This is a genomic window from Streptomyces sp. NPDC088124 (genome assembly GCF_040685895.1).
GTDB lineage: Bacteria > Actinomycetota > Actinomycetes > Streptomycetales > Streptomycetaceae > Streptomyces.
In genome coordinates this window covers 20639-42821 of record NZ_JBFBJB010000006.1, presented here as the reverse complement: position 1 = coordinate 42821, position 22183 = coordinate 20639, and the positions used below count along the sequence as shown (strand labels likewise).

Annotated in this window: 19 protein-coding genes and 1 pseudogene; 10 read left to right on the top strand and 10 right to left on the bottom strand. The window is 71.5% G+C overall.

The window, feature by feature from the left end:
- Positions 1-102 precede the first annotated feature (102 nt).
- The gene (locus AB0P17_RS06575; protein ID WP_365808458.1) at positions 103-495 is read left to right on the top strand and encodes an ATP-binding protein; all 393 of its coding nucleotides are present in this window, start codon (positions 103-105) and stop codon (positions 493-495) included.
- Positions 496-723: 228 nt separating this feature from the next.
- On the opposite strand, the gene AB0P17_RS06570 is transcribed toward AB0P17_RS06575, so the two are convergent.
- Both AB0P17_RS06570 and AB0P17_RS06565 read right to left on the bottom strand, forming a co-directional pair.
- Positions 724-1776, bottom strand: coding sequence for a DUF2637 domain-containing protein (locus tag AB0P17_RS06570; protein ID WP_365808188.1), 1053 nt, complete (start codon positions 1774-1776; stop codon positions 724-726).
- A 211-nt stretch (positions 1777-1987) separates the two neighbouring features.
- Positions 1988-2836, bottom strand: a complete 849-nt coding sequence (locus tag AB0P17_RS06565) for a (2Fe-2S)-binding protein (protein ID WP_365808186.1) — start codon at positions 2834-2836, stop codon at positions 1988-1990.
- A gap of 152 nt (positions 2837-2988) precedes the next feature.
- Here AB0P17_RS06565 and AB0P17_RS06560 point away from each other — a divergent pair, with 152 nt between their 5' ends.
- On the top strand, positions 2989-3840 hold the full coding sequence (locus AB0P17_RS06560) for a GntR family transcriptional regulator (RefSeq protein ID WP_365808184.1): 852 nt from the start codon (positions 2989-2991) through the stop codon (positions 3838-3840).
- A gap of 410 nt (positions 3841-4250) precedes the next feature.
- Positions 4251-6158, top strand: coding sequence for an acyl-CoA dehydrogenase (locus AB0P17_RS06555; protein ID WP_365808182.1), 1908 nt, complete (start codon positions 4251-4253; stop codon positions 6156-6158).
- Positions 6159-6175: 17 nt separating this feature from the next.
- Here the strand turns inward: AB0P17_RS06555 and AB0P17_RS06550 are convergent, their stop codons facing one another.
- The 5 genes from AB0P17_RS06550 to AB0P17_RS06530 are packed head-to-tail and all read right to left on the bottom strand — an operon-like array spanning position 6176 to position 10082.
- Entirely contained in the window at positions 6176-7543 is a 1368-nt protein-coding gene (locus AB0P17_RS06550; protein ID WP_365808180.1) for a cytochrome P450, read from the bottom strand.
- 11 nt (positions 7544-7554) lie between these two features.
- The gene (locus AB0P17_RS06545) at positions 7555-8145 is read right to left on the bottom strand and encodes an ATP/GTP-binding protein (RefSeq protein ID WP_365808178.1); all 591 of its coding nucleotides are present in this window, start codon (positions 8143-8145) and stop codon (positions 7555-7557) included.
- Positions 8120-8500: a DUF742 domain-containing protein gene (locus AB0P17_RS06540; protein WP_365808176.1), complete on the bottom strand. Its 381-nt coding sequence runs from the start codon at positions 8498-8500 to the stop codon at positions 8120-8122. Before AB0P17_RS06540 ends, AB0P17_RS06545 begins: the two co-directional genes overlap by 26 nt.
- Positions 8497-8907, bottom strand: a complete 411-nt coding sequence (locus tag AB0P17_RS06535; RefSeq protein WP_365808174.1) for a roadblock/LC7 domain-containing protein — start codon at positions 8905-8907, stop codon at positions 8497-8499. The genes AB0P17_RS06540 and AB0P17_RS06535 overlap by 4 nt, the downstream gene beginning before the upstream one ends.
- Positions 8904-10082 (bottom strand): ATP-binding protein, encoded by a 1179-nt coding sequence (locus tag AB0P17_RS06530; RefSeq protein ID WP_365808173.1) that lies wholly within the window; start codon positions 10080-10082, stop codon positions 8904-8906. The genes AB0P17_RS06535 and AB0P17_RS06530 overlap by 4 nt, the downstream gene beginning before the upstream one ends.
- Before the next feature lie 675 nt (positions 10083-10757).
- Between AB0P17_RS06530 and AB0P17_RS06525 the strand changes: the two genes are divergently transcribed.
- The 4 genes and pseudogenes from AB0P17_RS06525 to AB0P17_RS06510 all read left to right on the top strand — a co-directional run bounded on the left by AB0P17_RS06525 (position 10758) and on the right by AB0P17_RS06510 (position 16577).
- On the top strand, positions 10758-12560 hold the full coding sequence (locus tag AB0P17_RS06525; protein WP_365808171.1) for an ABC transporter ATP-binding protein: 1803 nt from the start codon (positions 10758-10760) through the stop codon (positions 12558-12560).
- Positions 12557-14356 (top strand): ABC transporter ATP-binding protein, encoded by a 1800-nt coding sequence (locus AB0P17_RS06520; RefSeq protein ID WP_365808170.1) that lies wholly within the window; start codon positions 12557-12559, stop codon positions 14354-14356. The genes AB0P17_RS06525 and AB0P17_RS06520 overlap by 4 nt, the downstream gene beginning before the upstream one ends.
- A 309-nt stretch (positions 14357-14665) precedes the next feature.
- Positions 14666-15589 carry an aminoglycoside phosphotransferase family protein gene (locus tag AB0P17_RS06515; protein WP_365808168.1) on the top strand — a complete coding sequence of 308 codons (924 nt, stop codon included), beginning with the start codon at positions 14666-14668 and terminating at the stop codon, positions 15587-15589.
- 49 nt (positions 15590-15638) lie between these two features.
- Positions 15639-16577, top strand: a pseudogene (locus AB0P17_RS06510) (IS5 family transposase).
- A 51-nt stretch (positions 16578-16628) separates the two neighbouring features.
- Here the strand turns inward: AB0P17_RS06510 and AB0P17_RS06505 are convergent.
- Entirely contained in the window at positions 16629-17399 is a 771-nt protein-coding gene (locus AB0P17_RS06505) for a hypothetical protein (RefSeq protein ID WP_365808166.1), read from the bottom strand.
- Positions 17400-17968: 569 nt separating this feature from the next.
- On the opposite strand from AB0P17_RS06505, the gene AB0P17_RS06500 reads away from it, so the two are divergent.
- On the top strand, positions 17969-18457 hold the full coding sequence (locus AB0P17_RS06500) for a hypothetical protein (RefSeq protein ID WP_365808164.1): 489 nt from the start codon (positions 17969-17971) through the stop codon (positions 18455-18457).
- 39 nt (positions 18458-18496) lie between these two features.
- Here AB0P17_RS06500 and AB0P17_RS06495 read toward each other — a convergent pair whose 3' ends face one another.
- Entirely contained in the window at positions 18497-20347 is a 1851-nt protein-coding gene (locus tag AB0P17_RS06495; RefSeq protein WP_365808162.1) for a PucR family transcriptional regulator ligand-binding domain-containing protein, read from the bottom strand.
- A gap of 165 nt (positions 20348-20512) precedes the next feature.
- Positions 20513-20698, bottom strand: a complete 186-nt coding sequence (locus AB0P17_RS06490) for a hypothetical protein (protein ID WP_365808160.1) — start codon at positions 20696-20698, stop codon at positions 20513-20515.
- A gap of 2 nt (positions 20699-20700) precedes the next feature.
- Between AB0P17_RS06490 and AB0P17_RS06485 the strand changes: the two genes are divergently transcribed.
- Positions 20701-21600, top strand: coding sequence for an FAD binding domain-containing protein (locus AB0P17_RS06485; protein WP_365808158.1), 900 nt, complete (start codon positions 20701-20703; stop codon positions 21598-21600).
- Between the two features lie 2 nt (positions 21601-21602).
- Positions 21603-22178, top strand: a complete 576-nt coding sequence (locus AB0P17_RS06480; protein ID WP_365808157.1) for a (2Fe-2S)-binding protein — start codon at positions 21603-21605, stop codon at positions 22176-22178.
- The last annotated feature ends 5 nt before the right edge of the window (positions 22179-22183 follow it).

Below are 22183 nucleotides of genomic sequence, written 5' to 3'. Positions count from 1 at the left end.
TTCCGGCAAGGGGAATACACCTCTTGTACGCAGCGCCACGAGCCATTTCCGGCGGGGGACAGAAGTCGGAGGACAGAAGTGACGAGCGGGGGGACGAAAATGATGAGCGGGTTACGGCGCAGAGTGGGGGGCACCGATCTGGCGGCGGTCCCCGAGGTGCGGCACGCCTTACGGGAGATGCTGGTCCACTGGCGGGAGCGGGACTCCGCCGCCGTGGCCGAGCTGCTGATGAGTGAGCTGGTGACGAACGCGCTGGTGCACACGGAGACGGGCGCGGTGGTCACGGCGACGTTCGCGGACTCGCGACTGCGCGTGGAGGTACGGGACTTCGTCGCCGGCCTGGCCGCGCCGCCCGAGCCGGCCCGGCCGGTCCCCGACGACGCGACGAACGGCAGGGGCCTCGCGCTGGTCCGGAGTCTCGCGGACGACTGGGGGATACGGACGAGGCCGCTGGGCAAGGTGGTCTGGTTCGAGCTGAACGGCGAGGCCGCGTAACGGATGCTTCCTGAACGGACGGTGTCACCAGGGGTGGTGCGGGGGAAACGGCAGCGGACCGGCGTGACGGTCGTCCGTCACGCCGGTCCGGAGAAGGGAGCCGCGACAGCTCCGCGCGGTCCCGCCTGTCGTGCTGGTGTCGCTGATTCCGCCAGTCGTGCTGATTCCGCCAGTCGTGCTGGTGGTGCCTGCCGTGCTGGTGGTGCCTGCTCGCCGAGCCGCTCGGGCTCAGCCGAACTGCCGCTCCATCTCCTTGAGCTTGCGCTCCAGCGAGTCGAGCCTCGGCAGAGCCTGCGTGTCGTCCTCGGCGGTGAGGTCCACCGTACGGGCCTCAGTACCCTTCACGGCCTGAAGGGAGAGCCGGGAACGCTGGGGAAGTTGCGGCTGTTCTCCTATGGCAGGCTCCGCTGCGGCCTCGACGGCCGGTGGCGAGCTCGCCCCCGGTCCGGCCGAGGGCAGCGCGACCTGACGGCCGCCGCGGCCACGGCCCCAGGCGCGGTGCTGCCGGTTGAGCGCCTTGATCTGCGCCCGCTCCAGCTTCACCTGCTCGCGCCTGCGGAGACGTCCCTGTTCCTTCTGGCGCCGGTCCTCGCGCACCTCGTCGACGGCCTCGTCCAGGGTGCGCACGTTCTCCAGCAGCATCAGCGACCAGGCGGCGAAGGTCTCGCGCGGTGCCCGGAGCCACCGTACGATCCGGATCTGCGGCAGCGGACGGGGGACGAGCCCCTGCTCGCGCAGCGCCGCCCGGCGGGTCTGCTTCAGCGCGCGGTCGAAGAGCACCGCGGCCGAGAGGGACATGCCGGCGAAGAAGTGCGGGGCGCCCTCGTGGCCGATACCCGTGGGCGCGTGCACCCAGTTGAACCAGGCGGCGGCACCGGCGAACGTCCACACGAGCAGACGCGAGCCGAGGGCCGCGTCACCGTGGCTGGCCTCGCGCACGGCGAGGACCGAGCAGAACATCGCCGCGCCGTCGAGACCGAACGGCACCAGGTACTCCCAGCCGCCCGAGAGGCCCAGGTTCTCCTGGCCGAAGCCGACCAGGCCCTTGAACGAGAGGGCCGCGGCCACGGCGGCGCAGCAGAACAGCAGCGCGTAGGAAGCCATCCCGTAGATGGCCTCCTTGCGTCTGCGGCGCTCCTCGCTGCGCTCCCAGGAGTCCTCGACAGCCGGCTTCTCCCGGGCACGCTTGCCACCGGCGAGAACCGCCACCGTCACCAGGGCTCCGACGATCAGCACGACGCCGGGAATCAGCCAGTTCAGCGATATGTCAGTCAGTCGCATGCGGTGTTCCTTGCATCGCAGTAGGGCGTTCGGGACGCCATCTTGACGGAAGTGCGGTGCCCCTCAGGGGGTTTTGGGACAACAGAACACCAACGGGGCGGTGTGGCACACAAATATGCACGATCGCCTAGAGCTGCCGTACGGCAGGTGGCTGTCATGTTCGATTAATATCACTACTGACGGTGGCGTGGAATCCACGGGTGACGGAGGGTCAGATACTCGCGGCGAGTTTCCTGACGCGGTCGTCGTCGCAGGTACGCGGGCACGTGACGCAGGTGCCCTCGGGGCGCAACGTGTAGAAAAGGCAGCAACTCGCTCGGTCACGGGTCGGCAAAGATTCGCCGCCGGGACCGGTCAGCTCGCGGAAGCCCGCCGCGCCGACGTACGGTTTGGTCGCCCCCGGCAGCAGCAGCTCCAGCTCCGCCATCGCGCGCCGCTCCTCGCCGAGCAGATGCGCGATGTACCAGAGCCCCTCGACGATCTCGTCGGTCGCCATGCCCCACAGGGCCCGCCTGCCGCGCCGCATCCGCGGGGCGAACCCCTCCAGGACCGGACCGAGGTGTTCGGCGACGGCCGTCCGCGCCTCGTCGCGCAGCGCCTCCTCGTCCGGTACGACCCGGGCGCCGGGCAGTGCCGCGGCGGGGTCGTCCGGCAGACAGGCGAACTCGTGGACACGGACCGTCATCCGGCCCAGGGCCCGCTGGAACGAGACGGACTCGACCGGGACCCGGACCACCCGGCGGTGCAGGAACCACGGCACGGTGATCAGCAGACAGGCCGGCCAGGCGTAGCGGTGCAGCGCGAAGCTGGCGATCACATCGGGCCGGGCCCGCCGCCCGTGGTCGCGCAGCACCTGCGCCTCGTCCCAGGCGAGGAACGTGTCCAGGGCCGGGCCGCCCGCCGCCAGCTCCGCCGCGCTCACCCAGCCGCCGCCGACGGGCGGCTGCCTGCCGTCGGTGAGCTGATGGATGCTCAGCGCGGGAAACACCTCGGTCAGCCGGGCGTAGGCGCCCGTCACGGGAGAGGCGAGAAGCCCGGGCAGAACAGTGGGCACGGTCATGCGGGGACCACCGAATCGGGATCGCTTGCAGGTAAGCCTTACCTTACCCGATGTGATCGAGGTGTGAACTGCGCCCCGGTCGGCCTATCGTGCACGGGGAGGACCCGGACCTCCTGGTGAACGGACCGACCCGACGGCCGAGGAGGACCCGAGTGGAGCAGGGCGGAGCGCGTGAGTCCACGGCGCCGGTGCCGTACCCGTCCCGGGCCGCCGTGCCCGGTACGTCGGAGGTCCCCCGGACGTCCGGAGGGGCGCCCGGGGCCGGGCCCGGCCCCGGGGCCGGAGGCGCCCGGCTGCCGGAGCAGGCGCGTACGGACGCGCGCGAGCCGGCGCGCGGGGAGCACACGCACAGTGAGCGCCCGGGTCCTCGTCACTCCGTACGGCGCCACTCGGTACGCGGCCAGATCCTTGCCGCCCTCCGCGAGGCGCTCGTCGGCGGCGAGCTGGTGCCGGGCGAGGTCTACTCGGCCCCGGTGCTCGCCGAGCGCTTCGGGGTCTCCGCCACCCCGGTACGGGAGGCCATGCAGCAGCTCGCGCTGGAGGGTGCGGTGGAGACCGTCCCGAACAGGGGCTTCCGGGTGGTCCGGCGCACCTCCCGGGAGACAGCCGAACTGGCCGAGGTGGTGGCCCTGCTCGAAGTGCCGGTGATGCTCCGCCTGGTCCGCACCGTTCCCGCCGAACGCTGGGCGGAGATACGTCCGTTGGCCGACGCGGCGAGCGCGTCCGCGGCCCTCGGGGACCGGGCCGGCTACGCGGAGTGCGACCGCGCCTTCCACCGGGCGGTGCTCTCCCTCTCCGGCAATCAGCAGCTCGTCGCGATCGCCGACGACGTGCACCGGCGCGCGCAGTGGCCGCCGGCCGGCGCCCCCGCCGTACGCCGCGCCGACCTGATCGCGCACGCGGCCGAACACCTGGCGCTGCTGGACGCGCTGGCGGCGGGTGACCTGCCGCTGGCGCAATCACTGCTGCGGGCGCATTTCGCGGGGGACCGGAACATCACCTGAGGGGAATTGCGGGCAATTCCCGGATGTCCCGCGCGGTGCCGCGAAAAACTCTTCAATTTACCCCTGATTTCCCCTCGGTGGCGAATGTCCTTTCCGTCTGGTCGGGGTGTGCTCGCGTCGTACCGGCCGGGTGGGGAGTCACCCCGGCGGGGCGTCAGGACTGCTAAATTCCCTATGACTTCCCAGGCCGGATGGGGTGTAATCGCTCACTTCCGTCGATCCGGATGTTTACGCCGTGGAGTCGGGTGGGAGCCGAGGGTAATGGAGATCGGGGATTTCCTCAAGTGCGCCAGCCGGTGATCTTCGGCTCAAAAAAAGATCTTGTCAGCTCTGGAACGGGACGCGTTGGCCGGTATTCAATTGTTTCAACTTTCCGTCCACTGGTGTAAGGCGTCCATGCGGAGCAATTCATGACCATGCTGCCATTGCGTGACAAGGAACTCCCTGGAGCTGAGCCGGGGCGCGCGCGCCGCGTTTCCGGACTGAGCCGCGAGCTGACGTACCTCCTCTTCGACGGAGAGGACCAGGCCCACGTGCATGGTGCCTGGCGTGAACTGATCGCCAGGGACGACTTCCGGCACCGTTCCGTGCTGTCCGCCGCCGAGCGCGTCCAGCTCTCCTACTCCCGGCTCGCGCTGGTCAACGACGCCGCCGGCGACGCGAGGGAACTGGCCCTCGACCCGCGCCGGCTCGCGGCGCTGCACGAGTGGACCGGGGTCGTCGACAGTGGCCTGGGCACCCTGGCGGGCATCCACTACAACCTGTTCCTGGGCAGCCTCCTCGAACAGGACGGCGGCGCTGTCCCGCGCGACCTGTCCGACTTCACCTCGATGCGGCGCACCGGAACGTTCCTGTGCACCGAGGTGGACCACGGCAACGACGCCTCGGCGCTCCGGACGACCGCCGAGTACGACCGGGAGACCGGTGAGTTCGTCCTGCACACGCCCACGCCGGGCGCGCAGAAGTTCATGCCGAACACCAGCCTGACCGGCGGTCCGAAGAGCGCCGTCGTGGCGGCCCGGCTGCTGATCGACGGCGAGGACGAGGGAATCTTCCTGTTCCTGACCCCGCTCAGCGACGACAGGGGCCATCTGCCCGGCGTGCACGTCCGGCGGCTCCCGGACCGTACCGGCACCCCCGTGGACCACTGCCTCACCTCCTTCGACCGGGTACGGCTGCCGCGTGAGGCGCTGCTCGAAGGGGAACACGGCCGACTGGACGGGGCGGGGAACCTCCACAGCGCCCTGGGCAGCGCGCGCAAGCGGTTCCTGCACTCGATAGGGCGCGTCACCAGCGGAAAGCTCTGCATGAGCGGGGGCAGCGTCGGGGTGTCGCGGGCGGCTCTGGTCATCGCCGTACGGCATGCGCACTCCCGGCACATCAGTGGGCCGAAGCTCGGCGAACGCGTACCGCTGGTGGCGCACCGCAGCCATCACGGACGACTGCTGGACGCCATCGCGACGGCGTACGCCATGACCTTCCTCCACCGGGAGGTGGTGTCCCGGTGGACCGGGCACACACCGGAGAACCGGGCGGACACCGAGCGCCTGGTCGCGATCGCCAAGGGCTGGATCACCTGGCAGGCCCGCGCGATCGCGATCGAGTCCCGGGAGCGGTGCGGGGCCCAGGGATTCTTCCCGGTCAACGGCCTGTCGGATCTGCCGCTGAACATAGAGGGCAGCATCACCGCGGAAGGTGACAACCTTGTCATCTGGGTGAAGGCCGCCTCCGAGATGGTCTTCAACCACCAGGCGGAGCGCCGCCCCGAATCCGCGGCGCCCCTGGCCGAGCGGTCCCTGACCGATCTCGCGTTCCTGCGGGATCTCCTCGCCAGGGTCGAGGCCGATGCGCAGACGCGGGCCCGCGAGGCCCTGCGCCGGGGGCCGTCGGGGGACCCGCTCGGCCGCTGGAACGAGGCATCCACCCCGGCCCTGGAGATGGTCTCGGCCCATGCCTGCCTCCAGGCCGCCGACGCCTTCATCGCCGCCGCGGCCCGGGCCGCCGACCCGATGGCACGTAACCTGCTGGAGGACGTGTGCCTGCTCTTCCTCATCCGGCAACTCGCCCCGCACACCGGGACGCTGCTCGCCGAGGGTGAGCTGACCGCCGGTCATGTCCGCGGATTCCACGAGGTCGGCAATGCCCTCGTCGCCGGCCTGGCGCCTCATATGATGACGCTGGTGGACGCGTTCGACCTGCCCGCGGAGTTCCTCTCCGCCGTTCCGATCGCCAGTGGGGGCCGGATCGGTGACGAAGAGGACGCCTGGTCGACCTGGCATCTGCGCACCTCGGACCGGGCCGAGGCCGCGGTGCGGTAACGGCCCGGCTCCGGGTGCTACCCCTTCCACCAGGCCAGGAAGCCACTCCAGAACTTCCCCTTCTGCGGCACGGCGTGCGTGTCCGGGGCCGGGCGGCCGCCCGCCGCGCGCGCCGCGGAGGCCGTGGGCCCGGGGCGCGGCTGGGTCCTGCGCTCGGGGGTGAAGCGGGCGGGCAGGGAGCTGAGCGCCCGGTGGAAGGGACCAGGCCGGTAGACCAGGTCGTCCGGGGAGACCGCCAGCTCGATGTCGGGCAGGCCGTTGAGCAGCTTCTCGATGGCCTGCACCGATATCAGGAGCGCGGGATCCTTGGCGGGGCAGGCGTGCGGCCCGGCGCCCCAGGCGAGGTGCGCGCGCTTGCTCAGCGTCTGCCGGCCCATGGACAGGTTGGGGTCCGTGTTGGCGGCGGCGAAGCTGATGAGCACCGGGTCCCAGGCATCGAGCTTGACCCCGGACAGATCGACGTCCTGTACGGGGAAGTGCGTGGCCCAGTTGGCGATGGGGGCGCTGTTCCACAGGATGTCGTTGATCGCGTCCTCGACCAGCAGGCTGCCGGACTGCTCCCCGTCCGCGTACTTGTCGTCGGAGAGCAGGACCCGCAGCGCGTTGGAGATGAGGTTCGACAGCGGCTCCGTGCCGCCGCCGATGAGCTGGAGGATCTGCGGGATCATCTCCTCGTCGGTGAGCTTGACCGGGTGCTGCATCAGCCAGGAGGTGATGTCGTCACCGGGCTGGGACCGCTTCAGCATCACCAGCTCGATCAGGGCCTCCTGGAGGACCTCGTTCGCCTTCGCCGCGTCGACCCCGTCGAAGATTCCGGAGATGCCGAACACCATGCGGTCGCCCAGCTCGCCGGGGCAGCCGAACAGGTCGTTGAAGACGAGCAGGGGCAGCACCTGCGCGTACTCACCGACCAGATCGACCTTGCCGCGACCGCTGAACTGGCTGATCAGATAGGTGGCGGTACGTTCCACCATGCGGGTCAGCCGGTGGGTGTCGATCCGCGCCAGACTGTCCGTGGCCGCCTGGCGCAGCCTCAGGTGCTGGGCGCCGTCGGTGAGGAGGGGGCCGGGCATGTACGCCATCATCGGCAGGACAGGGCTGTCCAGCGGCACCCGGCCCTCGTTGAGGGCGCGCCAGCGCCGCGAGTCCCGGACGAACATGTCGGGGTTCTGGAGCACATGGAGCGCCGCGGCGTAGTCCGTGACGAGCGACGCCTCGACCCCGGGGGCCAGTTCCACGGGGGCGGCGGGACCGAAGTTCCGCATGTACGTGTAGTGCGTGGCCGGGTCCTTGACGAACTCCGGTGTGTACAGGGGGACTCCCCGGCCGCTGTTGTGGGCTGGGCAACCCGGCGGTGGTGAGGGGAAATCCGAGGGGGATTGCATGTGCCGTGCTCCTAGTTGAGGCGTGACTGAAGGTAACGGACGAGGGAGATCAGGGCGTTCGCCGACGAACGCTGGTCCCGCGCGTCGCAGTTGACGAGAGGCGTCTCGGGGAGCAGGTCGAGCGCTTCCCGTATTTCCTGGTCCCCGTGGTTCGGCCGGTCGTCGAATCGGTTCACGGCGATCGCGTAGGGGATGCCGTAGTGCTCGACGAGGTCCATCACGGGGAAGGACTCCTCCAGACGCTCCGGGTCGACCAGGACCAGGGCCCCGAGGGCGCCCCGGGTCATGTCCTCCCACACCTGGACGAAGCGCTGCTGGCCCGGCGTGCCGAACAGGTAGAGGACCAGCCGGTCGCTGAGGGTGAGGCGGCCGAAGTCCATCGCCACCGTCGTGGTGGTCTTGCCGGGGGTGCCCTTGAGGTCGTCGATGCCCTCGCCCGCCTGCGTCATCACCTCTTCGGTGCGCAGCGGAGGGATCTCGGACATGGTCCCGATGAATGTCGTCTTGCCGACGGCGAAATGCCCGACCACAAGAATCTTCGCGGCGGTCTGTACCGACTCGCGCAGATAGACGCCGTCATCCAAAACGGGCTTGAAGGCCATTCAGCACCTCCTCAAGTATGTGCCGCTCGACCAGCTTCGCGGGAGGTATGGGGGCACGGGTGACGAGGTACCCCTCCTGCGTGAGATCGGACAGCAGAATTTTCACGACCCCGACCGGAAGCTGGGTGTGTCCGACTATTTCGGCGACGGAGAGATGGCCGCCCGCGCACAACTCCAGAAGATCGCGCTTCTCAGGGTCGAGATGTCCCGCTCTGGGGGTGTCCTGAACCGTCGTGACCAGCGTGATCAGTGAAAACTCGTGGTCATCGAGCAGACTGCGGCCGTTGGTGATGACATACGGACGTACTAATTGCGGGGCGACTGGTTCCTGATCCGGCTCTTCTGGTGTGGTCATGCTTTCGTGTCAGCAATCTCGCGAGGGGGACTGGTCAAGGCCTTGCCGAGCTGGCCGACGAGCTGCTGCATACGGAAGGTGATCTCGGCCATGTCCACCTCCGGTGTTGCCGATACGCCGAGGTAGGCGCCCTCGCCGGCCGAGATGAGGAAGGCCCAGCCGTGGTCGAATTCGACCACCGTCTGCCGCCAATGGGCCCGGTTGTTCGGCGGGGTGCCGCAGAAGTCGGCCAGGGTGCGGCTCAACGACTGCATTCCGCTCATCGCGGCGGCGACGGTGTCGGCGTGGTCCTTGCCGACCTCCTTGGAACGGGCCATGAGGAGGCCGTCGGCGGAGACGAGAATCGCGTGACGTGCTTCGGGCACTTCCAGAGCACTGTCAAGCATCCATGACAGATCGTAATTCACTGATTCTCATGCCCTTCACTGCTTGTGTTGTTGAAACGGCGGCCGGACTGCGTTCCCCGCTGGAACGCGCCCATCACGGAAGCGGCCTGCTCGTGGTCACGAGCCGGCGCCTCCGTGGTCTCGGCGGCCGGAACGATCGAGATCGCGCCTCGGCGACGGCGTTTGGGGAGACCCCCGAAGGTGGTCGTGGGCGCCGCCGGAGTCTCTTCGGGCGGCATCGGGGAGGACGCGGCCACAGTGGGGAACTCCTTGGGCTCGGACCGGCGCGCGGGCTTGAGCTCGGGCTGGTGAGCGGGCTTGGGCTCGGGCTCCGGCATGGCGGTGAGCAGCTCCTCGGGCAGCAGCACGACCGCGCGCACCCCGCCGTAGGGAGAGGTGGAATCCACGGACACGGTGAAGCCGTACCGCGCGGCCAGCACACCGATCACGGTGAAACCGAACTGCGGCGGATTGCCGAGACCCGATACGCCGGGCGAACGCTCACTCGACAGGAGCCCCGCCGCCCTGGCCTTCTCCTCCTCGTTCATGCCGACACCGGCGTCGTCGACAATGATGCAGACGCCCTTGGGCACGGGCCGGATGTTGATCTCGATGATCGTTTCCGGCGCGGAGTAACTGGTGGCGTTGTCGAGGAGTTCGGCGAGCGTGAGCGCGACGGGCTCCACCGCCCGGCTGACGATCGCGAAATTACTCTGGGCGCGGATTTCCACACGCGTGAAGTGGCGGATACGGCCCTTGGCGCTGCGCACCACGTCGTAGAGCGACGCGGCGGAGCGCTGCCGGCCCAGCCAGCCGTCGCAGAGAACGGCGATGGACTGGGCACGCCGTGCGAACTGCGAGTTCATGTGGTCGATGTCGAGGAGGTCCTGGAGAATCTGGAGTTCCCCATACTTGTCCTGAAGCTTGGTGATGGCGAGTTGTTGCTCGCTCGCCAGACCCTGAAGCGTTCGCATCGCCGACTTCAGCGCGGTCTTGGTGGCTTCTTCCGCCCTGTCCTTGGCCTCTTCGACGGCCTCGGCGTAATGGTCCTCAAGATTCGCGTAATGCGCCTTGAGCTCTTGTTTCTCCTTTCTCAGCTCGGCAATTGACTTCCTACCGCGAATGATCGCGGTAGCGGCGAGAGGAGTACCAGCGATGAGACCCCAAAGCGCTGGATCCTGGAGGTATTGCGTCATAAGGCTCTCTTCGGGCGAGTAGGCCACCGGGTGCTGGATGTCTGGAGAATGCGTTGAGAACGGCTCGCGATCACAGACATACGGGATAGGCCGCGCACGCTCGCCTGCCGGACTGCCTTGAAAGGCCCGGCTAATGGCATAGTTCTCCCCGGGACGGCGGATTTCTGGGCCGATGCGCTGACTTTCCTTCTATGCCATAGCGGGTTTGGCGCCACTTGGCAAGCTCGGCGATCTTATCACCACGGCATGTGCCCCCGGCCAGGTCGTTCTGTTCTCTTTCTGGCGTCTGACGGTAATTCAGTGGAGTTTCCCTTTTGGGGTCGTTGGTGATCGTTGGGTGCCGGTCAGGGGCTCGCCCGGCCCCGTGTCGATGCCTGCCCTTGCGGGTAAACCTCCCTTTTGCTCCATGGGCTGTCACATGCCGGAGGCACGCCCGTGATGAGGTGATGGCGAGGTCGTGGGGAGGTCGTGGTGATGTGTGGGGACGTGCGTGACCGTGAGCGATCGTGTGGAGAGGTGTGGGGGCCTGTGGGTGCCCCGCGACCGGTCCGTGCCCCGTCCGTGTCTCGGTCCGTGCCGCCGTGAATGCCCCGGTCCGTCCGTGCTGTTGATGTCCCGGTCCGTGCCGCCGTCAATTCGGAGGAGTCCTGGCGGCGGTCTCGTTAGGGTGCGGGAATGGGTGACACATACAAGGATCCCGGCACGCCGGACAGGCGGAGCGCGGCGCGCTATCTGTGGTGGCTGGTGACCAGTCAGCGGGGACGGGCGGCGGCCGGCGCGCTGTGGGGCAGCGTCTGGATGGCCGGCCTCACGCTCCCGCCGTACCTGCTGTCCCGGGCGATCGACGACGGCCTCGCACCGGGAGACGGGCCGGCCCTGTGGGGCTGGAGCGGGGCGCTGCTCGCGGTCGGCGTGGCCAACGCGCTGGTGGGCCTGGCGCGGCACCGCACCATGACCCGGGTCCGGATGGACGCCACCTTCCGTACCGTACGTGTCGTGGTCCGCCAGGCGACCACGCTCGGCGCCACACTGCCGCACCGGATCACGGCCGGAGAAGTCGTCACCATCGGCATATCCGACGTCATCGCGATGAGCCAGGCCCTGACCGTCACCGGCCCCGGCGTCGGCGCGGTCCTCGCCTATGTCGTGGTCGCCGGGCTCCTGATGTCCGTGTCGCCGGTCCTCGCCGCCGTCGTGCTGCTCGGCGTACCGCTGCTCGCGGTCGTACTCGGCCCGCTGCTGGGGCGGTTGCAGGGCAGGGAGGCGGCGTACCGCGAGCGGCAGGGCGCCCTCGCCGCGCGCTTCGTCGACATCGTCGGCGGGCTGCGCGTGCTCGGCGGACTCGGCGGAAAGGACGTGTACGCGGCGCGCTACCGGCACGACTCCGGGCGCCTCAGGGACGAGGGCTACCGGGTCGGGGCCGTGACCAGCTGGATCGCCGCGTTCGGCGTCGGCCTGCCCGCGCTCTTCCTGGCCGTCGTGACCTGGCTGGCGGCGCGGCTGGCCGCCCGGGGAGAGATCTCCCTCGGCGAACTCGTCGCGGTGTACGGCTACACGGCCGTTCTCGTCGTCCCCGTCTGGTTCTTCATCGAGGGCGGTTACGACGTGAGCCGCGGCCTGGTCTGCGCGCGGCGGGTCGTACGGTTCCTGGCGCTGGAGCCCGAACACGCCGACGCGGACGCGTGTTCCGGAGCCGGCGCGGATCCGGCCTACGGCGACCGCGACGGCGGCGACGGCGACGGCGGTGCGCCGGGGCGGGCGCCCGTGTCCCCCGCCCCCTTGCGCGATCCCGCCTCCGGCGTCGAGGTGGCGCCCGGGAGCCTCACGGCGCTCGTCGGCGCCCGCCCCTCGGACGCCGTGGAAGTGGCCGACCGGCTGGGCCGGTTCACCGCCTCGGCCGCGACCTGGGGCGGGGCCCGGCTCGACACGATCCCCCTCCGCGACGTCCGCGACCGCGTCCTCGTCGCCGACAACGAGGCCGACCTCTTCGCGGGCACCCTCCGCGACACCGTCGAGGGCCGCCGGCGCCGCGAGGACGAGGCCGTCGAAGCGGCGATCGCCGCCGCCGCGGCCCAGGACATCGTCCTCGGCCTGCCGGACGGCCTCGACTCCGACCTCCTCGGCCAGGGCCGTAACCTCTCCGGCGGTCAGCGCCAACGGGTGCGGCTGGCAAGGGCATTGCTCGCCGACCCCGAGGTCCTGATCGCCGTCGAACCCACCTCGGCCGTCGACGCCCACACGGAAGCCGCGCTCGCCGCCGGGCTGCGCGCCGCCCGGGCGGGCCGCACCACCCTCGTCACCACCACCTCCCCGCTGATGCTGGAACACGCGGACAGGGTCCACTACCTGGTCGACGGCCGTACGGAGGCGGTCGGCACCCACCGGGAACTGCTCGCGGCACAGGCGGGCTACCGCGCCCTCGTGGCACGCGGTACGGAGGACGACGAACCGGACCGGTACGAGGAGGCCGTGCGATGACCGCGGGCGAGGAGAACACGGAGAGCGCCCGGAGGGCGCCGGCCGGACTGCCCGTGGCCGATCCCTCGCGGGTGCGCCGCGCCGCGCTCGCGCTGGTGCGCCAGGACGGACGTGCCTTCGCCGCCGCGATCGGCCTCAACGCCCTCGCGGCGGTGGCCGGTCTCGCCGGCCCCTGGCTGCTCGGCCGTATCGTCAACACCGTCCGGGACGGTGGCGGCGTGTCCGCCGTCGACCGGTACGCGCTGATCATCCTGGTGTGCGCGCTCGCCCAGCTCCTGCTGACCCGGTACGCCCGCTACGTCGGACACCGCTTCGGCGAACGGACCTCGGCCCGGATCCGCGAACAGTTCGTCGACCGGGCCCTCGGGCTGCCCGCCCCGGTGGTGGAGCGGGCCGGCGCCGGCGATCTGACGGCGCGCGGCACCACCGATGTCACCGCCGTCGGCACCACACTGCGCGACGCGGGCCCGGACGTCTTCATCGCCGGGATCCAGGTGCTGTTCATCCTGGGCGCGGTCGTCGTCCTCGCTCCGCCGCTCGGCGCCTGCGGGCTGATCGGCCTGATCGGCATCTGGTTCGCCACCCGCTGGTACCTGCGCCGGGCGCACACCGCGTATCTGGCGGAGGGCGAGGCCAACTCGGCGCTGGCGGAGATCCTTTCGGCGACGGCGGCGGGCGCGCGCACCGTCGAGGCCTTCGGGCTCCAGCAGCGCCGCCTCGACGCCTGCGAGGAGGCGGTGAAGCGGTGCGAACGCACCCGTACCAGGACCCTGTTCCTGCGCAGCGTCCTCTTCCCCATGGTCGACGCCTCGTACATCGTCCCGGTCGTGGTCGTCCTGCTGGCCGGAGGCGCGCTGCACGACCAGGGCCTGGTGAGCCTCGGGGCCGTCGTCGCCTGCGCGCTGTACATGCGCCAGCTCGACCAGCCGCTCGACGAGATCCTGCGGTGGGTGGAGCAGGTGCAGAGCAGCGGGGCGTCGTTCGCCAGGGTCGAAGGGCTGGGGGAGACACCGGGCGGCCACCGGCCCGGGAGCCCGGATCGGCGGCGCCTCGTTCCGGACGGCGACCGGATCGAGGTCACGGGTGTGCGGTACGCGTACGACGGCGGGCGCGACGTGCTGCGCGGAGTCGATCTGACCGTACGGCCCGGTGAACGGCTCGCCGTCGTCGGGCCGTCCGGCGCCGGGAAGTCCACGCTCGGCAGGCTGCTGGCGGGAATCGAGAAGCCGGGGGAGGGCTCGGTCACGGTGGGACGGGTGCCGATCGCCGCGCTCGACCCCGAGGACCTGCGCCGCCAGGTGGTCCTGGTCACCCAGGAGCACCACGTCTTCCTCGACAGCGTCCGGGACAACCTCCTGATCGCCGCGCCCGGCGCCACGGACACGGAGCTGCGGGCGGCGCTCGCCACCGTCGGCGCGGACTGGGCCGACGAACTGCCGGACGGCCTCGACACCGTGCTGGGCGCGGGCGGGGTCGAACTGGACGGCGCCCGCTCGCAGCAACTTGCCCTGGCGCGCGTGGTATTGGCCGACCCGCACACGCTGATCCTCGACGAGGCGACCGCCCTGCTCGACCCGGCGACCGCGCGCCACGCGGAACGGGCGCTGGCGGCGGTCCTCGACGGCCGTACGGTCATCGCCATCGCCCACCGGCTCCAGACGGCGCGCGACGCGGACCGGGTGGCCGTGATGGACGACGGCCGGCTCACCGAACTGGGCACGCATGACGCGCTGGTGGCCGGGGGCGGCGCGTACGCGAAGCTGTGGGGCTCATGGCACGGGGACGCGTCGCGCTAGGGCCTGTCTGACAAATAGATCGCCGAGCGTATGCGTGCTCGGTCCAATTGCCTTGCCGTCCTGACGCTGGCCGGTGGTTCTGGGCAGGGGGCTGTGCCCGCTCCGGCGCTTTTCGGGGTAGGGGTTGTGGCCGGGCAGGGCGCTGTGGTGTTCCTGCTCACCGGATCCCTTACACTGCTCGTCCCCGGCTTCGGCCGCTACGGTGAGGCGGGGGCCCGTCCGCCGAAGTCCCCCCGCTTCGCCCGGCCGGCCGGAGCGGTCCCGGGCCGCTGACCGACCGTGACCGACACCCCCGCAGGAGATCCCGCTATGAGCGTCAGCCAGGACAGTTCCGTGCCCACCGTCGAGCGGCCGGTTCCCGACCTGGACCTCGCACGCCGGCTCGTGCGCGAGCAGTTCCCCCGGTGGGCTGAGCTGCCGCTTTGCCCGGTCGAGCCACAGGGCTGGGACAACCGAACGTTCCGCCTTGGCTCCGACCTTGCGGTCCGGATTCCCAGCGCGCGGGGTTACGACGCCCAGGTCGAGAAGGAGCACCGCTGGCTGCCGGCGCTCGCCGGGGTGCTGCCCCTGCCGATTCCGAAGCCTGTCGCCAAGGGCGTGCCAAGCCCGCTGTTCGACGGTCCGTGGTCGGTGTACGCCTGGTACCCCGGGCGGACGCTGAACCGCGCCGGTGCCGGGGAAGCCGATCTGGCCGCTGTCGCGGTGGGCCTGGGTGAGTTCCTGACGGCCCTGCGTGCCGTACCGACGCAGGACGCCCCGCTGCCAGGGGCGCACAACTGCTTGCGTGGCGCCGAATTCACCGTCTACGCCGACGAGGCCGTCCTGGCTCTCGCGGGGCTCGCGCCCGAGGTGCGGGAGATGGGCGAGCGGTGCGTCCGCCGTGCCACGGAGTCTTCGTGGCACGGGGCACCGGTGTGGTTGCACGGCGACATCGCGCCCGGAAACCTGCTGCTGAGCGAGGGGCGGCTCTCGTCGGTCATCGACTTCGGTTGCTCCGCCGTCGGGGACCCCGCCTGCGACCTGGTGGCCGCGTGGACGATGTTCGACCGCGAGACGCGTCCGCTGTTCGCCCGCGCAGCCGGTCTGGACCAGGACACCTGGCACCGCGCTCAGGGTTGGGCGGCGTGGAAGGCGGCAATCACCCTCGCCGGGACCGACAGCACGCCCGAGGCGCGATCGCTGGCGGAGCGAACCCTCACCGAGCTGGCCGAGGACATCGCGCAGCAAGCCTGAATCGGGGCGTTCACGAGCGCCGCTGACGTTCTGTCTGATAATTGATCCTGTGGTGGGTCGTGGTGAGCTGACGGATGCGGCGTGGAAGCGGATAGCGCTCCTGTTGCCTGGTGTTGACGGTCGAGGGCGGCCGTGACGGGATCATCGGCAGGTGATCAATGGGGTGTTGTGGCGGTTGCGTACGGGTACTCCGTGGCGTGATCTGCCGGAGCGTTACGGGCCGTGGCAGACGGTCTATGAGAGGTTCGCTCGCTGGGAGACGGACGGCACGTGGGCCCGGCTGCTGGAGCATGCCCAGGTCCGTGACGACTCCGTCGGGGCTGTGGAGTGGACTGTTTCGGTCGATTCCACGGTCATCCGGGCTCACCAGCACGCCACCGGTGCTCGCAAAAGGGGGCAGATACGGGGGACGAATCGGAAGATCCGGCACGCTCGGCGGCTCGCCAGGCGCTGGGCCGGTCCCGCGGTGGGCTGATCACCAAGGTTCATCTTGCCTGCGACGGCCGGGGCCTGCCCTTGACCGTCGTCGTCACGCCGGGCAACGTCAACGACTCCACGGTCTTCGACACCGTCATGGGCGGCCTGAAAGTGCCCCGGACCGGTGCGGGCCGTCCCCGCTGCAGACCTGACGCGGTCCTGGCTGACAAGGCGTACTCGTCGCGGGCGATCCGCCAGGGCCTACGCGGGCGGGGCGTCCGGACCGTAATCCCCGAGCGTGCCGACCAGAAGGCCAACCGTCTGCGGCGCGGCCGGGCCGACGGCAGACCGCCGGCGCGGCCGGGCCGACGGCAGACCGCCGACTTTCGACCGCGAACTCTACAAAGCCCGGAACGTCGTCGAACGCTGTTTCGGCCGTCTCAAGCAGTTCCGGGAGATCGCCACCCGCTTCGACAAACTCGCCGACCGCTACCGGGCCGGAGTCCACCTCGCCGCACTCATCCTCTGGCACCGAGAACCCACCCGAGATCCTTTGTCAGACACGCCCTAGCCGGCCCCCTGGCCCCGTCATGTCCCCGGCCCGGTCAGGTCCCCGGCCCCGTCAGGCCACCGGCGCCGGGGGCGACGGCGTGAGCTGCTCCGCGAGCCAGGTGGGCACGCCGCCCAGGAGGCGGAAGAGCCGGGCCGCCTCGGCGCGCAGGCGGGAGGCCTCCGGCTCGGGTTCCGCGTCGGCCAGCGCCGCCAGGGCCGGGGCCGTACCGACCAGGTAGCCCAACTCCTCCCGGATCCGGAGGGATTCGCCGAAACCGTGTCGCGCCTCGGCCAACTCGCCTTCCCTCAGAGCCAGTCCGGCGAGATGGCGCCACGTGAAGGAGAGCAGCAGTGTGTGGCCGTGCGCCGTCGCCGCGGCGTGCGCCCTGCGGTACGCGGCGCGGGCCGACTGGGGGGAGTCCGAGAGGTGTTCGGCGACCAGCCCGCGCCGGAAGTCGAGCAGGGCGCGGCCCGGCGCGGTCGGGTCCAGCAGCGCCGCGGCCCGCCCCAGGGCCGAGCGCGCCTCGTCCGCGCGGTCCCGGACGCCGAGGACGGTCGAGGCGTAGGCGAGATGCCCCCGTTCGCACGCCGCGGCGCCCCGCTCGCGGTCCTCGCGGGCCGCGGCCTCCGCCGAGCGCAGCGCGTCCTCGGCCTCCGGCCAGCCGTCGCCGGTGAACAGGCAGCGCTCCACGAGCAGCGAGGCCCGTTGGAGCGCCGGGTCGGGGGAGTTGGCGTGCGGCGCCAGCAATGCGGCCGCGTCGGTCCAGCAGCCGCGTGAGCGCAGCCGCCATACCGCGGTCTGGAGCGGGTCGTCACCAGCGGTGGTTCCGGAACCGGACATGGCGGTATACGCCACATTGCCCTCCCCAAGCGCGCCATTGTGCTGTTGAGTGTGGACGCATCTCAGCATGGATCAGCACGCCGGGCCAATAGGTCAGGTGAAAAAATTCACAATCACTTGGGCGCCGGGGGTGGTACCGGGGGCGCGCGGCCCGGGTGCCCACCGTGGTCCCGATCCGGCCGTACGGGGCGGGACCGCCGGCCGTCACCCCTGCCACCTGGGGTGATCGCCCCACCCCGGGACGAGGCCGGGTGGCGGCAGCCGGTCACCGCCCGCCGCGGCCCGGCGCGGCTTCCGCGGGATCCGGCAGCCGAACTCCCCGTGGCCGGTTCGGGTGACGGCGGTCAACGGGACGCGACAGCGCACGCGGCGCTCCGAGGGGCGCCCCGCAGGATGGTCCGCGAAGTGGTCCGTGGGTCGGTCCGCCGGGCGCGGACGTGGCCGACGCGTGGTGGAGGTATGGCGGTCGTGTGCTGATCGCCGCCCGCAAAAGGCGTCTGACCAGCGGCTGTTAGCTTGTGGGTCCTGTCAGTCAACGGAGGGGGAGAGAAGTGCGCAAGGCGGTACACATGACGGTCGCCCCGGTGGTCACGATCGTCGCGGGACTGGTGCTCGTCGGCTGTGGAAGCGGCGACGGCGACCCGGCGGACCCGAAGGCGAGCGCGGCGAGCAGTGGCACGGGCGCCGGGTCGGACACCGGGGCGGGGGAGGCGGCGCCGATCCCCGAGACCCCCGCCGGGGGCACGCTCACCGACCGTGCCGCCGGGTCCTGGAAGTCGATCGTGGACGCGACGTCCGACGACGCCCTGGAGACCCTGACCGTCGCGGACGGCAAGGTCACGGCCAAGGGCCCGAAGCTCGACTGCACCGGCACCCTGGACACCGCCGGGAAGGGCGGGGCGGACGCGCCCTCCCTGACCCTTTCGTGCGCGGACGGCACGGACGGAGGGCGGGGCGCGGGCACCGTCAAGATGAAGGGCGAGGACGCCCTGGCGATCGACTGGGCCGGCCCCGAAGGCGGCTTCGGCGGCCCGGTCGACAGCTTCCGCAGGTCCTGACGGAGTCCCGGCGGCGGGGCCCGGCCCGAGCGAGACGCCCTAACTCATGCGCAGTGCCAGGAAGAAGTCCAACTTGTCTTCCAGCCGCGACAGGTCGCGCCCCGTCAGCTGTTCGATCCGGCCCACCCGGTACCGCAGCGTGTTCACATGCAGATGCAGCCGCGCCGCGCAGCGGGTCCAGGAGCCGTCGCAGTCGAGGAACGCCTCCAGCGTGGCGATCAGTTCGGCCCGGTGGCGGCGGTCGTAGTCGCGCAGCGGGTCCAGCAGCCGCGCCGTGAACGCCCGGCGTACGTCGTCGGGGACGAACGGCAGCAGCAGGACGTGCGAGGCCAGTTCGTGGTGGCCCGCCGCGCAGACGCGGCCCGGCCGGGCCGCCGCCACACGGCGGGCGTGCCGGGCCTCCTCCAGGGCGCCCCTGAGCCCCTCGGCGGAGTGCACCGCGGCGCTCACACCGAGCGTCAGCCGGCCGCCGTCCCCGAGCCCCGCGGCGAGCGGCGCCCGTACGGCGGCCAGCAGCGCGTCCGCGTGCAGCCCGGGATCCGCCGGCCCCGTACCGCCCGCCGCATCCGCCACCCGCGCCGAGGCCGCCCCGGATTCCCGCGCCGAGGCCGCCCCTGACACCGGTGGCCGAGCGGCCCCCGGCGCCGGTGCCGAAGTGGCCGGAACCGCCCCCGGTGCCGCCGTCGGCCGGACGGTGTCCGGCGCCGGTGTCCCCGGGCCCTCCTCCGCCGCCGTCAGCGGTACCAGCGCGATCGCCTCATCACCCATGTGGGCTACCGCGATACGGTCCCCCGAGTCGCCCCCTGCCGGTCCCGCCGGTCCCGCCGCCCCCACCAGGATCTCCTCCAGCAGCGCCCGCACCACCGGGGCGCCGTCGCCGCCCCCTCCGGTGGCCTCCGGCTCCGCCCACTCGATCCGTGCCACCACGACCTGCCAGTGCGGCACGGCCCCGCTGAGTCCCGGCAGCAGGACCGGGGCCGCCACCCGCAGCCGGGCGGCCGTCTCCGCGGGGGCCGCGCCCGCCTGGACCAGCTCCAGCACCTCCTGGGCGAGCCGGCGCCGTACCGTACGGGCCGCGTCCCGCCGGTCCCGCTCCACCGCGATGAGCTGGGTGACGCCCTGGAGCAGGTCGAGCCGCTCCTCCGGCCAGTCGCCCGCGTCCGCCTCGACCGCCAGCAGCCAGTCGGCCAGCGCCGCCCCGCGCGCCCCGGCCGCGTCGCCGCCCTGCGCACGGACCGGGAAGAGGGAGTACACGGTGCCGTCGACGGCCGTACGGTACGGGCTCCGCAGGCCCGCGCGCGCGGCGGAGAGGTGGTCGCCCGCGAGCGCGGCGGCCCGCGCCGCGGGCAGCGGCGCGCCGGACCCCGCGATCTGCCGCCCGGTGGGGGAGAGCACCCAGGCCCGCAGATCGAGATCGGAGCCGAGGAGGTCGAGTATCCCCTCGGGGCCGCCGCCCGCCGGACCCGAGGTCATCAGTCGGCGGTGCCGGTCGACCACGGCCGCCAGATCCCCGGCGCGCACCCCGGAGACCTGGCGGACCACGTGCTCGGTGATCGTGGCGAACGCGACCTTCTCGTGCACCGCGAAGAGCGGCAGCCGGTGGCGGGCGCACGCCGCGACCAGGTCGGCGGGGATGTCGCCCAGCTCCGCCTCGCCCGCCGCGAGCCCGGCGACCCCGGCGCCCGCGAGGATCCGTACGAACGGTTCCGAGTCCTCGGCCCCCCGGCGCCAGGCGAGGCCGCTGAGGACCAGCTCGCCGCCCGAGAGATAGCGGCTCGGGTCCCGCAGGTCGGTCGTCATCACCCCGCGCACGGTCCGGTCCAGCTCCTCCTCGCCGCCGAGCAGCCGCAGCCCCAGCGCGTCGGTCTCCAGCAGTGCGCGCAGCCGCATCGTGTCGCCGCCGATCTCTTTCCTCGTCCGCTGTCCGGGGGCCGCTCGCGCGGAGCTGCCACCCCACCGGAAGTGCCTTACGTTGCGATGGGAAGACCTCTCGGTTACCGGAACCCCATCATTCGTTCGAATCTACAAGACTGAGTGGCGGACCAGCCAACTCCTTCATGGTTTCGGTGACTGCACCGGGCGCGTCGGCGGCTTGTGTACTGGTGGGCAGCCGCCCCGCGGCCGACCGCGGTCCACACACCGCTCCAGCAGCTCCAGCCACTTCAGCCACTTCAGCAGCTCCAGCCGCTTCGGCCACTCCAGCTGCTCCAGCAGCTCCAGCCGCTTCGAGAAGAGAGCCACTCATGGACTTCCTTCGTCCCGGAAGCTGGGAGGAGGCGCTCGCCGCCAAGGCCGAGCACCCCGCCGCCGTGCCCATCGCGGGCGGCACGGACGTCATGGTCGAGATCAACTTCGACCACCGCCGGCCGGACCGGCTCCTGGACCTCAACCGCATCCGCGAACTGGGCGAGTGGGAGGTCGGCGAGGCGGAGGTCGCGCTGGGCGCGTCCGTCCCGTACACCCACATCATGGAGCACCTGCGCGCCGAACTGCCCGGTCTCGCCCTCGCCTCGGGCACCGTCGCCTCCCCGCAGATCCGCAACCGCGGCGGCGTCGGCGGCAACCTCGGCACCGCCTCCCCGGCGGGCGACGCGCACCCGGCGCTGCTCGCCGCGGGCGCCGAGGTGGAGGTCGCGTCCGTACGCGGCTCCCGGCGCATCCCGATCGACGCGTTCTACACCGGTGTGAAGCGCAACGCGCTCGCGCCCGACGAACTCATCAGGGCCGTCCACATCAGGAAGGCGGACGGCCCGCAGCAGTACTCGAAGGTCGGCACGCGCAACGCGATGGTCATCGCCGTCTGCGCCTTCGGGCTCGCGCTGCACCCCCGCACCCGTACGGTCGGCACGGGTATCGGCTCCGCCGCCCCCACCCCCGTCAGGGCGCGCGACGCCGAGCTGTTCCTGAACGCGGCGCTCGACGAGGGCGGCTTCTGGGACAGCCGAAAGGTCATCACACCGTCGATCGTGCGGCAGTTCGCGGACCTCGCCGCGGCCGCCTGCAACCCCATCGACGACGTCCGCGGCACCGCCCCGTACCGGCGGCGCGCGGTCGGCATCATGGCCCGCCGTCAGCTCGGCTGGGCCTGGGAGCGGTACCGGGCCTCCGGTCACGGCCCCGGCGGACTCGAAGGAGCTGCGTAACCATGCGTGTCCATTTCACGGTCAACGGGCGCGAGCAGGAGGCCGACGACGTCTGGGAGGGCGAGAGCCTGCTCTACGTGCTGCGCGAACGGATGGGCCTGCCGGGCGCCAAGAACGCCTGCGAGCAGGGCGAATGCGGTTCCTGTACGGTACGGCTCGACGGCGTCCCGGTCTGCGCCTGCCTGGTCGCGGCCGGGCAGGCCGAAGGACGGGACATCCTCACCGTCGAGGGCCTGGCCGACCACGCCAGAAAGCGCGCGGCCGCCGCCGGGATCGCGGGGCGCGACGGGACCACCACCGACGGGACCACCGCCGCGGAAGAGAGCACCCAGGACGACGAACTCGCCCCGATCCAGCGGGCGTTCGTCGACGCGGGTGCCGTCCAGTGCGGCTTCTGCACCCCCGGGCTGCTGGTCGCCGCCGACGAGATGCTGGAGCGCCACCCCTCCCCGAGCGACGGGGACATCCGCGAGGCCCTGTCCGGCAACCTCTGCCGCTGCACGGGGTACGAGAAGATCCTGGACGCGGTCCGCCTCGCGGCCGCCCGGCAGGCCGTCGGCCAGGAAAGGGCGGTGTGACCACC